21 protein-coding genes are annotated in these 22,036 nt (G+C 58.6%); 18 read left to right on the top strand and 3 right to left on the bottom strand.

Going from position 1 to position 22,036, the window contains the following annotated elements; genetic code table 11:
- Nucleotides 1-4: 4 nt before the first annotated feature.
- The gene (locus CR254_RS07760; protein ID WP_097929276.1) at nt 5-1,171 is read left to right on the top strand and encodes a M20 aminoacylase family protein; all 1,167 of its coding nucleotides are present in this window, start codon (nt 5-7) and stop codon (nt 1,169-1,171) included.
- Nucleotides 1,172-1,212: 41 nt separating this feature from the next.
- A complete protein-coding gene (locus CR254_RS07755; RefSeq protein ID WP_097929275.1) occupies nt 1,213-2,232 on the top strand; it encodes a sensor histidine kinase in 1,020 nt (339 codons plus the stop codon).
- A 43-nt stretch (nt 2,233-2,275) separates the two neighbouring features.
- Here the strand turns inward: CR254_RS07755 and CR254_RS07750 are convergent, their stop codons facing one another.
- Nucleotides 2,276-2,929, bottom strand: a complete 654-nt coding sequence (locus CR254_RS07750) for an alpha/beta hydrolase (protein WP_097929274.1) — start codon at nt 2,927-2,929, stop codon at nt 2,276-2,278.
- Nucleotides 2,930-3,112: 183 nt separating this feature from the next.
- Here CR254_RS07750 and CR254_RS07745 point away from each other — a divergent pair, with 183 nt between their 5' ends.
- The 11 genes from CR254_RS07745 to CR254_RS07695 all read left to right on the top strand — a co-directional run bounded on the left by CR254_RS07745 (nt 3,113) and on the right by CR254_RS07695 (nt 12,081).
- Entirely contained in the window at nt 3,113-3,571 is a 459-nt protein-coding gene (locus CR254_RS07745; RefSeq protein WP_097929273.1) for an Rrf2 family transcriptional regulator, read from the top strand.
- The gene (locus CR254_RS07740) at nt 3,568-4,611 is read left to right on the top strand and encodes a cysteine desulfurase family protein (protein ID WP_097929272.1); all 1,044 of its coding nucleotides are present in this window, start codon (nt 3,568-3,570) and stop codon (nt 4,609-4,611) included. The genes CR254_RS07745 and CR254_RS07740 overlap by 4 nt, the downstream gene beginning before the upstream one ends.
- A 41-nt stretch (nt 4,612-4,652) precedes the next feature.
- Complete coding sequence (sufB, locus tag CR254_RS07735; RefSeq protein WP_097929271.1) at nt 4,653-6,179, top strand: Fe-S cluster assembly protein SufB; 1,527 nt, start codon at nt 4,653-4,655, stop codon at nt 6,177-6,179.
- Nucleotides 6,179-6,535: a hypothetical protein gene (locus tag CR254_RS07730; protein WP_097929270.1), complete on the top strand. Its 357-nt coding sequence runs from the start codon at nt 6,179-6,181 to the stop codon at nt 6,533-6,535. The genes sufB and CR254_RS07730 overlap by 1 nt, the downstream gene beginning before the upstream one ends.
- The gene (locus CR254_RS07725) at nt 6,532-6,789 is read left to right on the top strand and encodes a hypothetical protein (protein WP_097929269.1); all 258 of its coding nucleotides are present in this window, start codon (nt 6,532-6,534) and stop codon (nt 6,787-6,789) included. The genes CR254_RS07730 and CR254_RS07725 overlap by 4 nt, the downstream gene beginning before the upstream one ends.
- Entirely contained in the window at nt 6,782-7,537 is a 756-nt protein-coding gene (gene sufC, locus CR254_RS07720) for a Fe-S cluster assembly ATPase SufC (protein ID WP_097929268.1), read from the top strand. Before CR254_RS07725 ends, sufC begins: the two co-directional genes overlap by 8 nt.
- Nucleotides 7,537-8,832, top strand: a complete 1,296-nt coding sequence (locus CR254_RS07715; RefSeq protein ID WP_342744474.1) for a SufB/SufD family protein — start codon at nt 7,537-7,539, stop codon at nt 8,830-8,832. The genes sufC and CR254_RS07715 overlap by 1 nt, the downstream gene beginning before the upstream one ends.
- A gap of 5 nt (nt 8,833-8,837) precedes the next feature.
- On the top strand, nt 8,838-9,437 hold the full coding sequence (locus tag CR254_RS07710; protein WP_097929267.1) for a YIP1 family protein: 600 nt from the start codon (nt 8,838-8,840) through the stop codon (nt 9,435-9,437).
- A gap of 69 nt (nt 9,438-9,506) precedes the next feature.
- Nucleotides 9,507-10,145 (top strand): hypothetical protein, encoded by a 639-nt coding sequence (locus CR254_RS07705; protein ID WP_097929266.1) that lies wholly within the window; start codon nt 9,507-9,509, stop codon nt 10,143-10,145.
- Nucleotides 10,146-10,217: 72 nt separating this feature from the next.
- On the top strand, nt 10,218-11,438 hold the full coding sequence (locus tag CR254_RS07700) for a cysteine desulfurase (protein WP_097929265.1): 1,221 nt from the start codon (nt 10,218-10,220) through the stop codon (nt 11,436-11,438).
- A gap of 70 nt (nt 11,439-11,508) precedes the next feature.
- Nucleotides 11,509-12,081 carry an ATP-dependent Clp protease proteolytic subunit gene (locus CR254_RS07695; RefSeq protein ID WP_097929264.1) on the top strand — a complete coding sequence of 191 codons (573 nt, stop codon included), beginning with the start codon at nt 11,509-11,511 and terminating at the stop codon, nt 12,079-12,081.
- Nucleotides 12,082-12,141: 60 nt separating this feature from the next.
- Here the strand turns inward: CR254_RS07695 and CR254_RS07690 are convergent, their stop codons facing one another.
- The gene (locus tag CR254_RS07690; protein WP_097929263.1) at nt 12,142-14,601 is read right to left on the bottom strand and encodes a penicillin acylase family protein; all 2,460 of its coding nucleotides are present in this window, start codon (nt 14,599-14,601) and stop codon (nt 12,142-12,144) included.
- A gap of 102 nt (nt 14,602-14,703) precedes the next feature.
- Between CR254_RS07690 and CR254_RS07685 the strand changes: the two genes are divergently transcribed.
- The 3 genes from CR254_RS07685 (at nt 14,704) to CR254_RS07675 (ending at nt 16,824) form a co-directional block, all read left to right on the top strand.
- Nucleotides 14,704-15,582, top strand: coding sequence for an NAD(P)-dependent oxidoreductase (locus tag CR254_RS07685; protein WP_097929262.1), 879 nt, complete (start codon nt 14,704-14,706; stop codon nt 15,580-15,582).
- 172 nt (nt 15,583-15,754) lie between these two features.
- The gene (rpe, locus tag CR254_RS07680) at nt 15,755-16,456 is read left to right on the top strand and encodes a ribulose-phosphate 3-epimerase (RefSeq protein WP_097929261.1); all 702 of its coding nucleotides are present in this window, start codon (nt 15,755-15,757) and stop codon (nt 16,454-16,456) included.
- Complete coding sequence (locus CR254_RS07675) at nt 16,456-16,824, top strand: DUF2237 family protein (protein WP_097929260.1); 369 nt, start codon at nt 16,456-16,458, stop codon at nt 16,822-16,824. Before rpe ends, CR254_RS07675 begins: the two co-directional genes overlap by 1 nt.
- A 22-nt stretch (nt 16,825-16,846) precedes the next feature.
- Here the strand turns inward: CR254_RS07675 and hemB are convergent, their stop codons facing one another.
- Complete coding sequence (gene hemB / locus CR254_RS07670; RefSeq protein WP_097929259.1) at nt 16,847-17,854, bottom strand: porphobilinogen synthase; 1,008 nt, start codon at nt 17,852-17,854, stop codon at nt 16,847-16,849.
- 147 nt (nt 17,855-18,001) lie between these two features.
- Here hemB and CR254_RS07665 point away from each other — a divergent pair, with 147 nt between their 5' ends.
- Nucleotides 18,002-18,523 carry a hypothetical protein gene (locus CR254_RS07665; protein WP_097929258.1) on the top strand — a complete coding sequence of 174 codons (522 nt, stop codon included), beginning with the start codon at nt 18,002-18,004 and terminating at the stop codon, nt 18,521-18,523.
- A 46-nt stretch (nt 18,524-18,569) separates the two neighbouring features.
- Nucleotides 18,570-22,022, top strand: a complete 3,453-nt coding sequence (gene mfd, locus CR254_RS07660) for a transcription-repair coupling factor (protein ID WP_097929257.1) — start codon at nt 18,570-18,572, stop codon at nt 22,020-22,022.
- Nucleotides 22,023-22,036 lie beyond the last annotated feature (14 nt).

Below are 22,036 nucleotides of genomic sequence, written 5' to 3'. Positions count from 1 at the left end.
TGCAATGCCCGTCATTAACCGTATCGCCGAATTCAACGAAGACATGAAGGAGTGGCGCCAGCACATCCACTCCAACCCGGAGCTGGGGTATGATTGCCACGAAACAGCAGCCTATGTTGTTGATAAGCTCAAGAGTTTTGGCGTGGATAAAATCCAAACCGGCGTCGCACAGTCTGGCGTTGTTGCACTGATCCACGGGCAGGGCGGCGATGGCCCGACCATCGGCCTGCGCGCAGATATGGACGCACTGCCGATTCAGGAGGTCCGCGACCATCCGTATAAGTCAAAGAATGAAGGCAAGATGCATGCCTGTGGCCATGACGGGCACACAACCATGCTGCTAGGTGCCGCGCGCTATTTGGCGGAAACGCGGAACTTCACCGGCACCGTTGCCCTGCTGTTCCAACCGGCAGAGGAAGGCGGCGGTGGCGGTCTGGCCATGTGTGAAGAGGGTGTGATGGACACCTATAACATCAGTCAGGTTTACGGCCTGCACAACCATCCGGGGCAGGAGCTTGGTTCGTTCCACACCCGGCCTGGCCCCCTGATGGCGGCGGCGGATACCTTTACCATCGACGTAACGGGCAAGGGCGCGCACGCCGCTATGCCGCATCTGGGCATCGATACCGTGCTGGTCGCCTGTCAGATTGCACAAAGCCTTCAGATGATAGCTGCGCGCAACACCGATCCGCTAAAAAGCTGCGTTGTGTCCATCACCACAATCCATTCCGGTTCGGCCCATAACGTGATTCCCGAAACTGCGGAACTCGGCGGCACCGTTCGCACGCTGGACGAGGAAGTCCGCGAGATGGTTATCGCACGGATGGAGGAGATCGCAACCAATGTCGCTGCCGCACATGGCGCCGTTGCAAAGGTAAGCTATCGCCGCGGCTACCCCGTCACCGTGAACCATGCCGCCGAAACAGAGTTTGCTGCGGGCGTCGCGCGCGCAATCTCGGGCGAGGAAAACGTCGATACGGATACTGCCCCGATGATGGGTGCTGAGGACTTCTCCTACATGCTTGAGAGTCGCCCCGGCGCATATCTGTTCCTTGGCGGTGGCGGCGGCGCGGGTCTGCATCACCCTGAATTTGATTTTAATGATGATATCAGTGCTATCGGTGCGTCATGGTTCGTAAAGGTAGTGGAAACTGCCCAGCCCAGAGTGTAACTTCCCCGCTGAATTTATATTTCTTGTGAAAGCAGCAATCTATGGGTGACGCAGATATCCTTTCCACGCTTCAGGCCGAGGCGTGGAACCAGCTTGGTGAAGGTATGATCATTACCGATCCAAGTGGTGTCATCCGATTTGTGAATCGGGCCGCCGCAGATATGCACGGGGTTAAGGAATTGGGGGTTGAGGCCACCGATTATTCCGAAACCTATAATCTGCTGCGGCTTGATGGCACGGCCTATCCGTCAGATGAATTGCCCCTTGCACGCGCTGTGCGTGATGGTGAGGTGGTCGAGAACGAGATGTGGCTGATCGACCGTCCCAACGGAACGCGAGTCGTTGCCGAGGGATCGGCCCGTCGCGTCTATGATGAGAGCGGGGTCGTGTTGGGCGCCGTTCTTACTTTGCGCGATTGCACCACCCGTGAACGGGATCTGGTGGAATTACAGCAAGCCAATGAAACGCAGGCGATGTTACTGGACGAGGTGAATCACCGCGTCGCAAACAACCTTAGCCTGTTGATTTCTCTGGTCCGTTACCAACGCCGACGAACCGATGCGGCAGAGGCGATTTCGGTACTGGATCAGGTGCAAAGCCGAATTCAGGTGATGGCCTCGATCCACAGCGCGTTATACCGCTCGGATAAGGCGGCTTCGGTCGATGTTGGTACCTATTTCGTGCAGATGATGCAGGATGTCGCACAGGCCATTGGCGGTGAAACGCCCATCACGGTTGAGTGTATGGCGCCCGATCAAATCGTGCTGCCGGTCAATCAGGTGATTCCACTGGCGCTCAGCGTGAATGAGCTGATGACCAATTCCCTGAAATATGCGTTTGAGGGGCGCGAAACCGGCGAAATTAGCCTGTTGATCGAACAGATGGCGGATAAGCGGGTCATTACCTATCGCGATAACGGCATTGGATTGCCGGCTGATTTCGATCTGGAGAGCAGTGGCGGCCTTGGCATGACGATTGTCACGACGCTTGCGCGCCAATTGGCAGCTGAAGTCACCGTTCAGCGGGATGCACCAGGCACCTGCTTCGTGATTTCATTCTAGCGCAGTGGTCGTCCGGGGTGGCCTAACCGCCCCGGACATTATCTTAGCGAATATTCGGCTCGCTCTGACGCTTGGTCACGTAGGATTTTACGTTTCCGATCATCTCGTCCATGCCGTTTTCAAAGAAGTGGCCAGCACCCGGAATTGTCTTATGGGTGACTGTAATGCCCTTTTGCTGCTGCAACTTCTCGGTCAGGGTTGTCACGTCAGCAGGCGGAACAACGCGATCCGCCTCCCCGTTGATAATCAGGCCCGAGGACGGGCAGGGCGCAAGGAACGTAAAGTCATACATGTTCGCAGGTGGCGCGACGCTGATAAAGCCGGCAACTTCGGGCCGCCGCATCAGCAATTGCATGCCGATCCATGCACCGAACGAGAATCCCGCAACCCAGCACTGACGCGAATTTGGCGTTTGTGCTTGCAGGTAATCCAGCGCGGATGCTGCATCGGACAGTTCACCGATGCCCTGATCGTATTCACCCTGCGAACGGCCCACGCCGCGAAAGTTGAACCGCAGGACGGTAAAGCCCATTTCGTGGAACGCATAGTGCAGGTTATAGACGACCTTATTGTTCATCGTGCCACCGAATTTCGGGTGCGGGTGCAGGATGATTGCAATCGGGGCGTCCTTTGCCTTCTGCGGGTGATAGCGTCCTTCCAAACGTCCCTCAGGACCGGGGAAAATCACCTCTGGCATATGGCGCAACCTCTTCGTATGTCTGGCCCGACGGAATGCTTGACTAACCCAGTCGGAAAACCTAGAACTATTCTAAATTGTGCTGCAAGTGCAGCCTCTGAATGATGGCAGGTAAAGCTTGCCAGTGCTTGCGTCAATAGGCTGGTCCTATACTGCGCGTCGCGTTTGTTGGGAGAGGACTAAATGAAGCTCAGCACTAAGGGGCGTTACGCCATGATCGCATTGGCCGATTTGGCGACGCAACCGGCGGATGCGCTGATCACCCTGTCCGAGATTTCGGGCCGTCAGGATATCAGCCTTGCCTATCTGGAGCAGCTCTTTGTGAAGCTGCGCCGTTCGGGTCTGGTGGAAAGCGTACGAGGGCCGGGTGGCGGATATCGCCTTGCAAGGGATGCGGACAAGATTCGGGTGAGCGAAATTCTGTCCGCCGTGGATGAAACCATGAACGCGCTATCGCGTGGTGCTGGCGTGTCCGGCGCGTCGGGCGGAACACCTGCGCAGGCATTGACGGATAAGTTGTGGGAGCAGCTTTCGGCCCATGTTTACGTTTTTCTGCACCAGACTAGGTTGAGCGATATTACGCGGGACCAGATGGCGCCATGCCCGGCGGTTCCCGCAATCCTGCAATTGGTAGACGAATGAGCCGCACCTATCTTGATTGGAATGCAACTGCGCCATTACGGCCAGAGGCCCGCGCCGCGATGATTGCGGCGATGGATGTTGTGGGCAATCCGTCCTCCGTCCATGCGGAGGGCCGTGCCGCCAAGATGATTGTGGAAACCGCACGCGCACAGGTGGCCGAGGCGACAGGCGCAATGGATGCAGATGTCGTCTTTACCTCCGGCGCGACGGAGGCCGCGGCGCTGGCCCTATCAGGTCGTGAACTGGCTGCAACAGCGGTGGAGCATGATTGCGTCGGCGCGTGGGTGGCTGAGGATTTGGCCGTTGATCGCAACGGCATCGCAACTGTGCCGGATTCTGCGAACAGCGCGCTACAATTGGCGAACTCCGAAACCGGCGTGATGCAATCACTGCCACAGGGGCTGGCCTTTACCGATGCGGTGCAGGCCGTGGGCAAGGTGCCGTTTGCTTTCTCATGGTCCGGCGCACAGATGGCGGCGATTTCAGGCCATAAATTCGGTGGGCCGAAGGGGATCGGCGCACTGATCCTGCGGCAAGGCATTGATATACCATCGCAAATGCGCGGTGGTGGTCAGGAAATGGGGCGGCGTGCGGGAACGGAAAACGTCATCGCAATCGCAGGTATCGGTGCTGCTGCGGCGGCTGCGGCGGCGGATCTGGATGCAGGGCGGATGCAGGAAGTTGCCGAACTTAGAAATATTCTAGAAGACACGTTGAGACAGGGTTGCCCCGACCTTATCTTACTGGGCCAAGGGGCAGAGCGCCTGCCCAACACGACCTGTATCGCCGTTCCCGGCTGGCGGGGTGAAACGCAGGTGATGCAAATGGATTTGGCCGGTTACGCGATTTCCGCCGGTTCGGCCTGTTCCAGCGGCAAGGTGAAGGCATCAAAGGTCATCCGCGCGATGGGATATGATGAGGATATTGCCTCTAGCACGATCCGCATTTCCATCGGCGCGACAACAACACAGGCCGAGATACGGGGCTTTGCCGCCGCGTGGCTCCGTCAATTCGAGAAATTCCGCGCCCGTGCGGCGTGACAGATATTGCGCCCAACGGGCCGACAGGAAGGATGAGTAACATGAGTGTTTTGGATGAAGTCCAAATGACCGCAAAAGAGGGCGTCGAGGAAGAAACCGTCGCCGCTGTTCAATCCCTTGCTGGCAAATACAAATACGGCTGGGAAACGGATATCGAGATGGAATACGCCCCGAAAGGGCTGACCGAGGATATCGTCCGCCTGATCTCGGAAAAGAATAACGAGCCTGAGTGGATGCTGGAATGGCGTCTGGATGCCTATCGCCGCTGGCTGAAACTGGATGAGCCTGACTGGGCCATGGTCGATTACCCCAAGATCGATTTTCAGGATCAGTACTACTATGCGCGCCCGAAAAGCATGGCAGAAAAGCCCAAGAGCCTGGACGATGTAGATCCCAAACTGCTGGAAACCTATAAAAAACTCGGCATCCCGTTGAAGGAGCAGATGCTCCTCGCCGGTGTTGATGGCGCGGAAAACATGGACCCCAACCGCAAGGTTGCCGTAGACGCCGTGTTCGACTCCGTTTCCGTCGGCACGACCTTCAAGGACGAACTGGCCAAGGCAGGCGTGATCTTCTGCTCGATCTCCGAGGCTATTCAGGATCACCCCGAGCTGGTCAAAAAATACCTCGGCACGGTGATCCCCGCATCCGATAACTACTACGCGACGCTGAACGCGGCTGTCTTCTCGGACGGATCGTTTGTGTATGTGCCTGAGGGAACGAAGTGCCCGATGGAGCTGTCCACCTATTTCCGCATTAACGCGGAAAACACTGGCCAGTTCGAGCGCACGCTGATCATCGCGGATAAGGGCGCCTATGTGTCCTATCTGGAGGGCTGTACCGCCCCACAGCGTGATATCGCGCAACTGCACGCGGCCTGTGTTGAGCTGGTGCTGCTTGAGGATGCGGAGATCAAATACTCCACCGTTCAGAACTGGTTCCCCGGTGATGAGGACGGCAAGGGCGGCATCTATAACTTTGTGACCAAGCGTGCGGATTGCCGTGGCGATCGGTCCAAGGTGATGTGGACGCAGGTCGAAACCGGCTCCGCCGTCACATGGAAATACCCGTCCTGCATCCTGCGCGGCGACGATAGTCAGGGTGAGTTCTACTCCATCGCTATCGCCAACAACTACCAGCAGGCTGACACCGGCACGAAAATGGTCCACTTGGGCAAGCGTACCAAGTCGCGCATCGTGTCCAAGGGCATTTCCGCCGGTAAGGCGCAAAACACCTATCGCGGTCTGGTGTCGATGCACCCCCGCGCCAAGGATTCGCGCAACTACACCCAATGTGACAGCTTGCTGATCGGCGATCAGTGCGGCGCGCACACGGTTCCCTATATCGAGGTGAAGAATAACTCGAGCCGTGTGGAGCATGAGGCAACCACATCCAAGGTTGACGACGATCAACTGTTCTACTGCCGTCAGCGCGGCATGGATGAGGAGGAGGCCGTCGCCCTCGTCGTCAACGGGTTCTGTAAGGAAGTGCTGCAAGCGCTGCCCATGGAATTCGCGATGGAGGCACAGGCGCTGGTCGCTATCTCGCTCGAAGGGTCGGTTGGCTGATGGGTGGTAACGACCATTTTGATGAGCATAGGGAGCTACATGATCAAATTGTGAGTGATTTGAATGGCATTTATTCGTATAAGTTCAGTAGTGAAATAAATGCAGGTAATTTCTCGGAATTTGTTTTTCTGAATAAGGATAGTTTTTGGGCGCCGTTCTTTAAGATACGGTGTGCAGGATTTGCATCTTTTGTAATTGAGAGCAATCTCGGCGATCCTGATGGATCAATAGTTAATGCGTATGAGGCACAGCGTATGTGCCTTATTTCCGCAAGGGCTATTTTTAGTAATGAAGAAGCCTACGCACACCTTCCGTCGGTGATTGGGCTAGCGGATCGCCTTACGGTGGACACATGAAACACTATATCCCCGCCACGATCATCGCGGCGCTCGTCTATTTCTGCATGAGCTTTTTCTCGGACCTGTGGTTCGAGGCAACAACACGCACGACCTTTGCGCTGGCGCTCTGGTCCCTGATGAAGACCGCGATTTTCACTGCGGGCTTCCATGTCATTCACGGCTTTCTGGGCAAGCTGTTCGGATTTTACGACTACGATCCGGAGCTGGACGCCCCATACAATAAGACTTCTGAGGATAAAAATGATGCTTGATATCAAGAACCTGCACGTAAAACTTGAAGAAGAAGACAAGGTCATCCTCAAGGGTGTGAACCTGACGGTTGAGGCTGGCAAAGTCCACGCGATCATGGGGCCGAACGGTTCGGGCAAATCCACGCTCAGCTACGTTCTGGCCGGTCGTGACGGCTACGAGGTCACCGACGGTTCCGCGTCGCTGTCCGGTGCCGACATTCTGGACATGGAGCCGGAGGAGCGCGCATCCGAGGGCCTGTTCCTTGCCTTCCAATACCCCGTGGAAATCCCCGGCGTTGGCAATATGACCTTCCTGCGCACCGCTGTGAATGCACAGCGTAAGGCGCGTGGCGAGGAGGAGCTGACCGCAGGTGAATTCCTGAAGGTTGTGCGTGAGAAGGCAAAGAGCCTGAAAATCGACGCCGATATGCTAAAACGTCCGGTAAACGTAGGTTTCTCGGGTGGTGAGAAGAAGCGCAACGAGATCCTGCAAATGGCGATGCTTGAGCCAAAGATGTGCATCCTCGACGAAACAGATTCTGGTCTGGACGTTGACGCAATGAAACTGGTGTCCGAGGGCGTGAACGCGCTGCGGGATGAGGGGCGTGCCTTCCTCGTCATCACCCACTACCAGCGCCTGCTGGATCACATTAAGCCTGACGTCGTGCACATCATGGCCAATGGCCGCATCGTGAAAACCGGTGGGCCCGAGCTGGCGCTTGAGGTTGAGCAAAACGGATATGCCGACATTCTGGCCGAGGTGGCATAATGGTTTCGGTTAAGGCAAAAAAGCTGGCCCCAACGGATGGGATGCTGTCGCGCCACGCGGCTGCACCCTCTGCTTCGGGCTGGGCAGATGCGGCTCGTGCTTCGGCGCGCGCCCGTCTTTCGACTGTCGGGGCACCACAGCGTCGCGATGAATATTGGTCGTTCACGAACCCGACCGGTTTCGTCAGCAACGAACCTGCTGTGTCCACACCGCTTGCTGCGGATGAGGCAGCCTCCTTTGCGGATGCTGACGCGCTGGTCCTGACCTTTGTGGACGGTGTTTTTGATCCGGCGCAATCGGGCGATCTGGCGGGTGAAGGGTTGGAGATTCAAACTCTGGCCGATGCACTGAGCACAGATATCCATTGGGCAAAGGACGTGTTCGGTGTGCTTGAGGAAGCGGGCCAGAATCCGGTCCCGCGTGAGCTGACTATGCTCAACACCGCCGTCGCGACCGAGGGCTTTGTCCTGCGCGCGACGCAGGTTGTGGCGCGTCCGGTTCGGTTCAACTATGTGCAAACGTCGGCAACCTCGGATGCGGTTATGCGCAATCTGGTAAAGGTTGATGCAGGCGCCTCGCTGACCATTCTGGAAAGCGGAACGATTGCAGCACGTTGCAACACGGTGTTCGAGATCGACATCGCGGATGACGGCGCATTGCATCACGTTCGCACTCAGGGGCGCGATCACGACCGTCAGGTCTTTACCGCGATGTTTGCCCGCCTTGGCGCACGCAGCACCTACAAGTCGTTTACTTTGGCGATGAATGGCGTGCTGACCCGTAACGAGCAAGTTGTTGAATTCACTGGCGATGATGCTGCCGCGCATGTTGCCGGAACCTGCATGGGTGAGGGTGATTTCCACAACGACGATACCGTTTTCGTCACCCATGATGCCGTGAACTGCGAGAGCCGTCAGGTCTTTAAGAAAGTCCTGAAATCCGGCGCAACCGGTGTGTTTCAGGGCAAGATTCTCGTGAAAAAGGGCGCGCAGAAAACCGATGGCTATCAGATTAGTCAGGGTTTGCTGCTGGATGATGAGGTTAACTTCCTCGCCAAGCCCGAGCTGGAAATCTACGCGGATGACGTGATCTGTTCGCATGGTTCCACCAGCGGTGGTCTGGACGAGACCGGCCTGTTCTATCTGCTCAGCCGTGGTGTTCCACGGGCTGCGGCGCAGAACATGCTGGTCATAGCCTTCATGGATGAGGCCGTTCAGGAAATCGCCGACGAGGCAATCGCCGATGATGTGCGCGGCCGTATCGCTGGCTGGCTCGACCGGCACAGCGCAGGCTGAGGCGGATGAGCACGACAGGCCGTATTTTCGCTGCGTGGGGAAACCCGCGCGGCGTTATGCGTGATCAGATGAACGAGGGCGACATTGACGGTCGCGCGCTGACCTTCATCCTGATCGCGGGTATTTTGCTGTCCATCGGCAACCTTCCCAGTGCGATGATGCAGGGCGGTCTGACGAATGACCCTGGCTCGGAACCGGCTGCTGCAATGATGGCGGCGCGGTTCTTTCAGGTGGCAATCGGCGCTGTTGCGATGGCAGTTGCGGGCCTGATTGCGGCGCCGATCAGCCATTTGATCGCACGTGCCTTTGGCGGTGTTGGCAGCTGGGCGACCACGCGGCTTGCGCTGTTCTGGGCGCTTCTGACGGTGACACCGCTTGCGCTGCTCTCGGGTATCGTGTTGGCGGCGGGTGTTGTGACGGGGGCGACGTGGTTGTTTGAGGCAAGCTTCCTCATCGGGCTGGCTATGCAATTCGTCCTGCTACACGTCTGGTCCGGCTCCTTGGCCGAGGCGGAGGGCTTTAAACGCTCATGGCCAACACTGTTGGGTATGGCGTTGATCCTAGGGGGAATCTACGCTGCTTTGACAATCGGAATCACGGCGTGAGACGGGCCTTGCCTGAATTTGACCTAAATTCCGCGTCATGCTGCATTGCAGTTAGCAGGAGCGAGACACATGCCCGAGGAATTCGACATCACACATGGGCACTTCGAGGACGAACATGCGGGCCTCGCATGGCGCATCATGGATGCATGGCGCAATATGGGCCGCTCCACCCGTCGCTTGATCCGCGAGGATCCGGCCGAGGGGCGTTTGCTGTTTTACGTTCTGATGGCCGATATCGTTGTGTTCCTGTCGTGGACGCTGAAAACAGTGATCGTGCCGCATCCCGACGCGCCAATTCCGTTACAGATCAGCCTGTGGTTGGTGCTGATGCTGATGGGGCGCACGGCGATTATGTACGTCTTTGCGGCGGTCGCAGGATCCGCGCTGCGCATTCTGGGCGGCACGGGCAGTTGGCGCGATACGCGCGCGGGCGTGTTCTGGGGGGGCTTCGTGGCCGCTCCGTTCAGCCTGCTTGCCTCACTGATAACCGTCGGCTTGGCCGCGTCACACGGCGAGGCATCACCAACGGGATCGTGGTATATGATACCGCTCTATTGGATCAGCCTGATACCGTTCATCTGGTTTATCGCAGCCGGTTTGGCCGAGGCACAGCGCATGCGCTTCGCTCCGATCTTTCTGGCGCTGTCGGTTTTGACGGTCGCGACATTGATCGGCGCCCTTGCGGCCAGCTCCGCCGGACTTATCTGAACATTACTGACGCGCAGGGCCTAGCGCCTGTTGCGACGTGGGTCACTGCGCCCGCGCCAGAAGGGATTCCCCATGTATGACATCCAGTCTATCCGCGCCGATTTTCCGATCCTTTCTCGTGAGGTAAATGGCAAGCCGCTGGTCTACCTTGATAATGGCGCCAGCGCGCAAAAACCACAGGTGGTGATTGACGCGATCAGCCATGCCTATTCCCACGAATATGCAAATGTGCATCGCGGGCTGCATACGCTGTCCACCATCGCGACGGAGAATTACGAGGCGGTGCGCGGCAAGATTGCGGGCTTCCTGGGGGGCGTGGCGGAGGAGGAGATCATCTTCAACACCGGTGCGACCCATGGTTTCAACATGATTTCCTATGGCTGGGCGATGCAAAACCTGACCGCTGGGGATGAGATTGTGTTGAGCGTTATGGAGCATCACGCAAATATCGTCCCATGGCATTTCCTGCGCGAGCGCATGGGGGTGAAGCTGGTCTGGGTGGAGCCCGAGGCCGACGGTTCCTTTGACCCCGCCCGCGTGGTTGAGGTGCTGAACGACCGCACAAAGCTGGTTGCTCTAACCCATATGTCCAACGTGCTAGGCACAGTAGTGGATATCGCGGCGGTTGCTGAAATCCTGAAACCACGGGGCATCCCCTTGGCGGTCGATGGCTCGCAGGCCAGCGTTCATATGCCGGTTGATCTGACGACGCTGGGCGCTGACTTCTACTGCATCACGGGCCACAAGCTATACGGCCCATCCGCATCCGGTGCCGTTTGGATCAAGTCGGAGCGCATGGCCGAGATGCGCCCCTTTATGGGCGGCGGCGATATGATCCGCACGGTCACGCGGGATGAGATCACCTATAACGATCCCCCCCATACGTTCGAGGCTGGAACACCCGGCATCGTGCAGATGATCGGTCTGGGCACTGCCATCGATTATATGACCAATATCGGCATGGCGAATATTGCCGCGCATGAGGCAAGCTTGCGCGACTATGCGCAGGATAAATTCCGTGCCTTGAATTGGCTGAACCTACAGGGAACAGCCGCGAATAAGGGCGCGATATTCTCGTTCACAATGGATGGTGGCGCGCATCCGCACGACATCTCAACCATTGTGGATCAAAAGGGTGTGGCCGTGCGGGCAGGGCATCATTGCTGCCAGCCGCTGATGCAACATCTGGGCGTTAACGCAACCTGCCGCGCCAGCTTTGGCATGTATAATACGGTGGATGAGGTGGACGTTCTGGTCGATGCACTGGAAACTTGCCACCGACTACTCGGGTAAAATGCCCGCTGGCCCTTGCCATTCGGGCCGCGCTACGCACCTATGAGCGACATCATTTCAGGAGGCCGCAATGAGCGATGACAATAAAGACGACAAGCAATCCGACCCAATGGCCGACCGCCTCCTCAAATCCCGGCAGATCATCATCTGCGAGGGGATCGACCAGAAAATGGCCAAGCGCGTAACCGCGCAACTGCTGGCCATGGCCGAGGAAAGCGATGAGCCGATCACCCTGTTCCTGAATTCGCAGGGCGGCCATGTTGAGGCAGGCGATACAATCCACGACGTGATCCGCTTTATCACGCCAAAGGTTCGTATCATCGGAACCGGCTGGGTTGCCAGCGCCGGCACGCATATCTTCCTGTCCGTACCTAAGGAAGATCGCGTTTGCCTGCCAAACACCCGCTTCCTGATCCACCAGCCATCGGGCGGTGTTGGCGGTCAGGTGACGGACATCACTATTCAGGCCAGCCAGATCGAGAAGATGCGTGAGCGTCTTGCCCACACAATCGCCGATGCAACCGGTCAACCTGTTGAGCGCGTGATGAAGGACATCGATCGCGATCACTGGATGGATACGTCCGAGGCGATTGAATACGGCATTCTGGACCGCGTAATTACGAACCGCGCCGATCTGGGCTAATCAGCCGTCAGAATGATACAGCCCGCCGCAATCGTATTTGCGGCGGGCTTTTTTGTGCGCTTAACTGCGTGGCGCCAGTACCGTGACCCCGATTGCATCAGCACGGGCGCGCTCCTCGTTCAGGCTCATCGGGATGTATTCACCACGACGCCATAGAACGGACAGGTCATCATAGTGGCGCGACAGCAGGTGCCCCGATTGACCGGTTGAAATGATGTAGCGCGAGTTTTCCGGATCACCGAAATCCACAACAAATCGCAGGCCTGATGCATGCACATTGGCGTAGGGGTTGGGCTGCTCGCCCGATAGGCGACCCCGCATCAAGGTGTCATCCCCACCACCCGTTGGCTGCACGATGGAGGCGATCAGCGCGACGCCCGGAATGCGGCCCAGAACTTCATGCTCCTGCATGGCCAGATGTGCATCCCCCCATTGCCACGATTCCACTCGGGCTCCGTACTTATCCCGCAGCTCGGCCAACGCATCATTCAGCGCCCGCAGCGCCATGTCGGAACAGGTCTCTACCGCCTGCGAGGTTGTGATATCGCACCATGCAGAGGCTCCGTCGATATCGCGGAAAACACGCTCGATGAAGAGCGGCTCCAAGCGCGTCATTCGATCCGCCATAGCTCCGCCCAAATCATCGCGCACCAAATTGCGCTGCAAATGTCGCACCCACGCAGCGTAGATTAGGCCCTCTGGCCCGTGCTCGTTCATCTCACCATTCCACTCGGCCAAGCGCTCCAATGCGACGCGGCGTAGGGGGGATAGGGCATCATCCTCAACCGGCGATCCGGTCCACCACAGATCACGCCCGATCAGGGGCAGCAGGATACGCGCGGTCTGGCTGACCGTATCGGTTTGCGCCTCAACAAAGCTGTCAGCGGTGTGGAATTCACGCTCCGTCAGCAATCGACGGGCGCGCTGTATGCGCTGTGTATCGCCCCAGACAAAACTGACATGGTAGGGAAATTCACGATCCGTGGTCCGGTTGTTGGTGTTCAAGACAATCCCGGATCGCGGGTCGATAATGGCGGGCATCTGATCGGCAGGAACATAGCCCTGCCAATCATTCTGCGCGACCCAACCGGGTACAGGCATGCGCCCTTGGCCCTGATGTGTGTCCTGACGCAGCGGTGCCTTGCCCCCCACAACAAAGGCGACGGAGTTTGCATCCGCCATGGTGAAATTCTGGCTGGGGGCGATCAAGCCCTCCAGCGCGGCCCGCCCCTCGGAAATATTACGAGCGTGCTGTAGCTCAATCAACGTGTCCATCGACCGGTCCGAAGGGTCCAGCGCAGTCCATGCAAGGGCCGCAATATGACCCGGAGGTGTAATCCGGTCCGCACCAAAGGCGGTTCCGGGCAGCACCGGACCATGGCGTGTGCGGCGCAGTGTTACCGTGCGCGCAGGCTCATCGCCAACCCCGATCAGGACGTCCTGAGTTTCGATCTGCGCATAACCATCTGGTGTTAAATATTGCGAGCTATCGTCAGGGTTCAACCGCTCGATATATAGATCCTGATCGTCGGTATAGGCGGTGGTTAGGCCCCACGCGAAATCCTCGTTCCGGCCGGCGATAATGCCCGGAATACCGGGGATGGTGCCACCAATCGCGCCGCCATCTGGAAACTCCAACCGCGCCAACATCCAGACCGAGGGCGCGCTTAACCCCAGATGCGGATCGCTGGCCAACAATGTGCTGTCCGAGGCGGATCGCGTGGCATCAACCGCCCAAGCATTTGACGCGCCCGCCATGCCGTAATCCTGAACCGGATCGAAAGCATGCCGTTCGGGCAGGGGGGTGTTCGACGGCTGCATGTCAAACAAATCAGCAAATTCCGGCTGACCAACGGTGGCTAGACGCGGGGCCTCTGGCATGACATCGCGCAAACGCTCAGGGTCCAGCAGCAGGGACAGCTCGGCGCGGCGCACCTCATATCCGGCATGGCCGGACAGTTGCAGCGCCATGACGCGGTTTACAGCAATGGAATCCGTCGGGGTCCACGGCGAAATTTCACGCGAGAACAGGAAGAATTCGGGCGAACCACGGCCCAGCGCCTCCTCACGCACCTCACCCAGCCGTGCGTTCACACCGGCGGAATAGGCACGTAGGGCGGCTTGGGTTTCCTCGCTTTGGTTGGCGACCATCTGACGGGCGACACCGTACAGGTCCAGATTGCGCAGCAGCAGATCGATATCAAAGGTTGCCTCACCAAACAGCTCGCTCAACCGGCCCTGCGCGGTGCGGCGTAGCATGGTCATCTGCCACAGCCGGTCCTGTGCGTGGGCATAGCCAAGGCCGAAATAAACGTCCTCGTTCGTCTCACCAAAGATATGGGGCACGGCATTGCGATCGCGGACAATTTCGACGCGCGATGTCAGGCCTGCAACCTCGACCCGATTGTCATATTCCGGCAGCGACCCGCTGGCCAAATACCAGACCAATGCCAGCGCCAGCAGGAACAACGCGCCCAGCCCCAGAAATATCCGTGCCAACCATATAAAGAGTGTAACCACACCGATACTCCATCCATTGCAGAGCTTAGCAGTAGCAGCGGCCTTGACTTGGTTCAATGCGGGCCGGAAACCTGTGCCAAACAACATTGAGAGGATACCACAATGGCACGCTGCGCATTTATCGGACTGGGCGTTATGGGCTACCCAATGGCAGGGCATCTGATGGCTGCCGGTCACGAGGTTACCGTCTATAACCGCACCTCGCTAAAGGCTGAAGCATGGGTTGACCAGCATGGCGGCGCAATGGCGGCCACTCCGGCCGAGGCAGCCAAGGGCGCGGAATTCGTGTTCTGTTGCGTTGGCAACGATGCTGACCTGCGATCTGTCACAACGGGTGAGGACGGCGCCTTTGCCACCATTTCCCCCGATGCTGTCTTTGTCGATCACACAACTGCTTCGGCAGATGTTGCCCGTGAATTGGCCGAAGTCGCCGCCCATACAGGTTTCCACTTCATCGACGCACCGGTTAGCGGTGGTCAGGCGGGCGCGGAAAACGGTGTTCTGACCGTGATGTGTGGTGGGGAGCAGGCGGCCTATGACCGCGCAGAGCCGATCATCGCGGCCTTTGCCAAATCCTGCCTGTTGATGGGCGCCGCAGGTGCCGGCCAAATCACCAAGATGGTGAACCAGATCTGTATCGCAGGACTCGTGCAAGCGTTGAGCGAGGGGATTAACTTCGCGCAAAAGGCAGGCTTGGACGGACACGCCGTTGTGGATGTGATCTCAAAGGGTGCTGCCGGCAGTTGGCAGATGGAGAACCGTGGTGGCACCATGCTGGACGGCAAATTTGATTACGGTTTCGCGGTGGACTGGATGCGCAAGGATCTTGGCATCGTTTTGGACGAGGCCCGCAATATCGGCGCGTCGGTTCCAATCACTGCAACCGTCGATCAGTTCTATCAGGACGTGCAGAATATGGGCGGCGGGCGTTGGGATACATCAAGTCTTATCCAACGCTTGCGACGCCTCGATTCCGAATAGATCGACCTGATCCCATCAACGCGGCGATTGCGCTTCTGTCGTTCGATGGGACGCGACTGATACCCGCCGCAGGACACAACACCTGCGGCGGTAGTATTTTGGGCAATCCGGTTGCGCGTTATTGATGCCGGCCCCCTTGGCCGCTAGGTACGGGGCAGCAGGAGGACAGCCCATGACATTCGACCGTTCCATCAAGATCGCCCCGTCGATCCTCGCCGCCGACTTTGCCAATTTCGGCGCTGAATGCGCCACGGTTGAGGAACAGGGCGCCGACTGGATCCACGTTGACGTAATGGACGGGCATTTCGTGCCCAATATTACATTCGGCCCCGCGACCTGTGCCGCCATCCGCCCGCACATCAAGGGCGTGATGGACGTGCATTTGATGATCGCCCCCGCCGATCCCTATCTGGCTGAATTTGCCAAGGCAGGCGCAGATGTACTGACCGTGCATGCTGAGGCAGGGCCGCACCTGCACCGCTCCGTCCAGATGATCCGCGATTTGGGCTGTAAGGCTGGCGTCGCGCTGAACCCCGCCACGCCTGCAAATGCCGTTGAATATGTGCTCGACCGGATCGATCTGATCTGCGTGATGACCGTGAACCCCGGTTTCGGCGGGCAGAGCTTTATCGACAGCCAGATTGAGAAGGTCCGCCAATTGCGCGCGATGATCGGTGATCGGCCAATTCATATCGAGATTGACGGCGGCATGACCCCGACAACCGCCCCCCTGATGGCCGCTGCTGGCGCGGACGTTCTGGTCGCCGGTTCCGCGGTGTTCAAGGGTGGTTCGGTCACAAACCCGGCCCCCTATGGCGAAAATATCCGCGCAATCCGCGCCGCAGCCGAAAAGGCGACCGGAGTACTGGTCTGATGTATGAGAGCGTAAATGTCTTTGGCCAACCGCTTATGGTGTGCGGTGGCGATCCCGTAACGGGTTGGTATCGCAACGGTAAATGCGACACCTGCGCCGAGGATGCAGGCTCACACACCGTTTGCGCGATCATGGATGCGGAGTTCTTGGCCTTTTCCAAATATGTCGGAAATGACCTCAGCACACCGCGCCCTGAATTCGGGTTTAACGGGTTGAAGGCAGGCGATCCATGGTGCCTATGCGCCAGCCGTTGGGCGCAAGCTGCGGATGAGGGATGCGCGCCCAAGGTTGTGCTGAGCGCAACGCACCAGCGCGCATTAGAGGTGTGCGACTTCGAGACCCTGAAAAGCCACGCGGTTGATATCTAACCAACCGCGTGACGGGACCTGATTACAGGCCTTCCTCAGCGATCAGCGTGGCGACATCCTTGGCAAAGTAGGTCAGGATGCCGTCACAGCCCGCACGTTTGAATCCGGCGAGGCTTTCCAGCATCGCGGCTTGCCCGTCGATCCAACCGTTCTGCGCAGCAGCTTGGATCATCGCGTATTCACCGGACACTTGATACGCATAGGTCGGCACGCCAAACTCGCGTTTTACACGGGTGCAAATGTCCAGATAGGGCATGCCCGGTTTGACCATGACCATATCCGCGCCCTCGCTCAGATCGATCGCAACCTCACGCATGGCCTCATCCGAATTGCCGGGGTCCATCTGATAGGTCTTCTTGTCACCCTTCAGCGCACCATTGGCGCCAACAGCATCACGGAACGGTCCATAAAACGCGCTGGCATATTTCGCGGCATAGCTCAGGATCGTGACATCAGGGAAATCGTTCTGCTCCAACGCTTGACGGATGATCGCGACGCGCCCGTCCATCATATCCGATGGGCCCAGGATGTCGGCACCCGCCTCGGCATGGGACAATGCCTGCTGTTGCAGGGCGATCAGGCTCTCGTCATTTACAATGCGACCATCGCGCACAATGCCGTCATGACCGTCGGAATTATAGGGGTCCAGCGCCACATCCAGCATAATGCCAATATCGGGAACCTGCTTTTTAATCTCGCGCGTGGCGCGGTTGACCAGATTGTCAGGGTTCCACGCTTCCTCCGCACCGGGTGTTTTCGCGGCGGGGTCGGTATACGGGAACAGCGCGATACACGGAATGCCAAGGCCGGCCGCCTCATTCGCTTTCTCCGCAATCAGATCAACGCTGACCCGCTCCACCCCTGGCATCGAGGGGATCGGCTGGCGCTGATTGACGCCATCCACCACGAAAACCGGCCAGATCAGGTCATCAACGCTCAACGTTGTTTCACGGACAAGACGGCGCATCCAGTCGGATTGACGCAGGCGGCGCGGGCGGGTCATGGGGAAGGGGGCTGCGGGATGTGGCATGAAACTCTCCTGATCTGCGAAGGCCCGATCTGCCGGCCTGATTTACAGGCGTTGTCGCACGTGGCTATGATGGCGCTCAAGTGAAAACCCGCTTGTGGCCCGTGGTCCGGTGACTATGTTATTCCACGTAAAAGATTAGGATTTCATGTGCCCGCCTTCCTAGAAACATTGGAATATTTGACGTTCACCTCGGCATGGTACTGGGTTTTTATAGCCCTTGCATGGTCATCGCGGGCGCATTGGACCATCAGCATTCCCTTTGACGCGATTGTGCGCGCAGAACGCCGTGGTGAACAGTGGGAGGAGGATCTGGATAAGCTCGCCCAGATCATGTCGCGCCGCGTGAATTACTTTGCCCGTGGCGGCGGGGTTTGGGGCGTGGTGATTGTGACCTTTACACTGGCCGCGCTGGTCACCGGCAGTATCGTTACGCAAAGCCAGTTTGTGCGGGGATTAACGGCGGTGGCCGTACCGATGGCGATTGCCGCGTTTGGCGATATCAGGCTGGCGTTGCGCATTCATGATACCGGCTTGCGCGGTTATCACCTGCGCCGTGCCTTGGTTTGGCGGCGTTTTCTGAACCAGGCGACCGGGCTGTTTTCGCTTCTTTTAGCGGCCTCAATGGGCGCGCTGACGGCTCTACAACAAAGCGGCTATCTGCTTTGGTGATCGGTTACACTTGCAGTAACCGGTTGGTCGGGCTAACTCGCCTGTGATGAAGGATGCTGGACCTCTCAAGAGCGGGGCCGTGCTGGTCGGTGGTGCCCCCGAGGGTCACGACGCGCGGCTGATTGCAGATTACGTGCGACGCGAGGGCGGGCCGCTGATCCACGTCGCGCGCGATGATGTGCGCATGGCGTCGCTGGCCAGCTCGCTGAAATTCGTGGCGCCCGATCTACCGGTGCTGAATTTCCCCGCATGGGATTGCCTGCCCTATGACCGGATTTCACCCGCAGCGGAGATTTCGGCAAAGCGCATGGCAACCCTCGCTACCTTGGCCGATGGATTCACCCGCCCCGCGATTATCATTACAACGCTCAGCGCCGCAACGCAGCGTGTGCCCGCGCGCGCCGTGGTGGCCGATGCGTCCTTTACCGCGACAGCAGGTTCGCGGCTGGATGAAGATAAGCTTCGCAACTGGCTGGTCCGCATGGGGTTTTCGCAAACCTCAACCGTGACGGAGCCGGGTGACTACGCCATTCGTGGCGGCCTGATCGACATCTATCCCCCAGGGCCAATGGGGCCGGTGCGGCTGGACCTGTTCGGCGACGTGCTGGATTCCGTCCGCCGTTTTCGCGCCGACACACAGCGGACCTTGGAAAATATCGACCGGATCGAACTGGCCCCCGTGTCCGAGGTTGTCCTCGACGCCCCTGCGATTGAGCGGTTCCGCAAGAGTTATCGAGAGATTTTCGGCCAGCCGGGACCCGAGGACGCGCTCTACGAAAGCGTCAGCGCCGGTCGCAAACATCAGGGATATGAGCATTGGGCACCGCTATTTCATGAGCGGCTGGAAACCCTGTTCGACTATCTGCCGGACGCGCCCGTTACGCTGGACGATCAGGTTGACGCCGCCCGCACGGCTCGTTGGGAAACGATTGAGGATCACTACAGATCGCGCCGTGAGGTGCTGGCGGAGAAAAAGGGCCGCCGCGATGCAGCCTACAAACCACTGCCGCCGAAGAGTTTCTACCTGGACGATGCCGATTGGGCCGCCGCGATGCATGCGCGGGCGCTGCGCAAATTCTCGCCCAATCCCACGCCCTCCGGCCCCGGTGTTATTGACGCAGGCGCACGGATGGGGCGTAGCTTTGCGCCGGAACGACAGGCCGAGGATCTAAGCCTGTTCGGTGCGCTGGCCAAACACGTGGCGGATAAGCGTAAGAAAACCGGCGTTGTTATCGCCTCCTATTCCGTTGGTGCGCGCGAACGCATGGGCACCTTGCTCAGCGATAGTGGCGTGGGCGACGCGACCTTTATCGACCGGCTGACAGATGCGGGTGGTAAGGGCAGCCTGTCCCTTGCCGTCTGGGGGCTGGATTCAGGGTTTGAGGCACCGGACCTGACGGTCATCGCCGAACAGGACGTGCTGGGCGACCGCCTGGTCCGCCGTGGCCGTCGTAAGCGGCGGGCCGAGAATTTCCTGACCGAGGCGACATCTCTCAGCCCCGGTGATCTGGTCGTGCATGTTGAACATGGCGTGGGCCGCTATCACGGGCTGGAAACCATCACCGTTACCGGTGCGCCCCATGAATGCCTCAGCCTGGAATATGCGGATAATGCCCGCCTGTATCTACCGGTCGAAAATATCGAGCTTCTGACCCGTTTCGGTCATGAGGAAGGCCTGCTGGACAAACTGGGCGGCGGCGCATGGCAGGCGAAGAAAGCTCGCTTGCAGGAGCGGATCAAGCTAGCCGCCGAACGCCTGATCGCAGTTGCCGCCGAACGTGCGCTGCGCAAGGCACCAGTTCTAAGCGCGCCCGATGGCCTCTGGGATGAATTCTGCGCCCGCTTTCCCTATCAGGAAACCGACGATCAGCTTTCCTCGATTGATGATGTGCTGGACGATATGGCCTCGGGCAAACCGATGGACCGCCTGATCTGCGGCGATGTTGGGTTTGGCAAGACGGAGGTCGCCCTACGCGCCGCCTTTGTCGCTGCAATGTCTGGTACGCAGGTCGCGGTGATTGCACCCACAACCCTGCTGGCGCGGCAACATTTCAAGGCATTCTCAGAGCGCTTCCGTGGTCTGCCGGTTAAGGTACGGCAAATGTCGCGGTTCGTCTCGACCAAGGAAATGGCCGCCACGCGTGAGGGGCTTGCCAAGAACGAAGTCGAGATCGTTGTCGGCACCCATGCCGTGCTGGCCAAGGGCATGAAATTTGCCAATCTGGGCCTGCTAATCATTGATGAGGAACAGCATTTCGGCGTGCAGCATAAGGAACGGCTCAAGGAACTGCGCTCGGACATTCACGTCCTGACCATGACCGCCACGCCGATCCCGCGTACCTTGCAGCTCAGCCTGTCTGGCGTGCGTGAGCTGAGCGTCATCGGCACGCCGCCTGTCGACCGCCTCGCCATCCGCACCTATATCTCCGAATTCGACACGCTGACGATACGTGAGGCATTGCTGCGCGAAAAATATCGCGGCGGGCAGGCGTTCTACATCGTGCCGCGCGTCACGGACCTAAAGGAAATCGAGGATTTCCTGCGTGAGGAAGTGCCCGAGGTTTCCTTCATCACCGCACACGGCCAACTGGCCGCCGGTGATCTGGACGACCGGATGAACGCCTTTTACGACGGGCAATATGACGTGCTGTTGGCGACGACCATCGTGGAATCCGGCATTGATATTCCGGCGGCAAATACGCTGGTGGTCCATCGCGCCGACATGTTCGGCCTGTCGCAGCTGTACCAAATTCGGGGCAGGGTGGGGCGCTCCAAAATCCGCGCCTATGCCTATCTGACCACCAAGAAACGCAAAAAGCTGACCCCCGCCGCGCAAAAACGCCTGAGGGTGCTCGGTTCGCTGGACAGTCTGGGCGCCGGTTTCGCGCTGGCCTCGCAGGATCTGGATATTCGCGGCGCTGGCAACCTGTTGGGTGAGGAGCAATCCGGCCAGATCAAGGAGGTCGGCTACGCGCTGTATCAGGACATGCTGGAGGAGGCGATCAACAAGCTGCGCTCGGGCAAGGGTGAGGGCCTCGCAATTGACGGCCAATGGTCGCCGCAGATCAATTTGGGCGTACCTGTTCTGATACCAGAGGTTTACGTGCCTGATCTGGACGTGCGCCTCGGCCTCTACCGCAGGTTGTCGTCGCTGAATACCAAGGTGGAGCTGGAGGGCTTCGCCGCAGAAATGATCGACCGCTTTGGTCCATTGCCACCCGAGGTGGACACGTTGCTCCGTGTCGTCCGGATCAAGGCGATGTGCCGCAAGGCCAATATTGGCCGTCTTGATAGCGGGCCAAAGGGCGCGACCGTCCAATTCCACGAGAATAGATATGCCCGCCCTGAGGGGCTGATCCAGTTCATTCAGGATCAGAAGGGCCGCGCAAAGATCAAGGATAACAAGGTGGTAATCGCCCGCAACTGGCCCGATGACGCCGCCCGCATCAACGGGTCATTCGTCATCGCACGGGATTTGGCCCGTTTGGCGAAAAAGTAATAGGGGAACTTGGA

This window comes from Pontivivens marinum, assembly GCF_900231835.1.
GTDB classification, from domain to species: domain Bacteria; phylum Pseudomonadota; class Alphaproteobacteria; order Rhodobacterales; family Rhodobacteraceae; genus Pontivivens; species Pontivivens marinum.
This window is presented reverse-complemented; position numbering and strand designations above follow the sequence as displayed.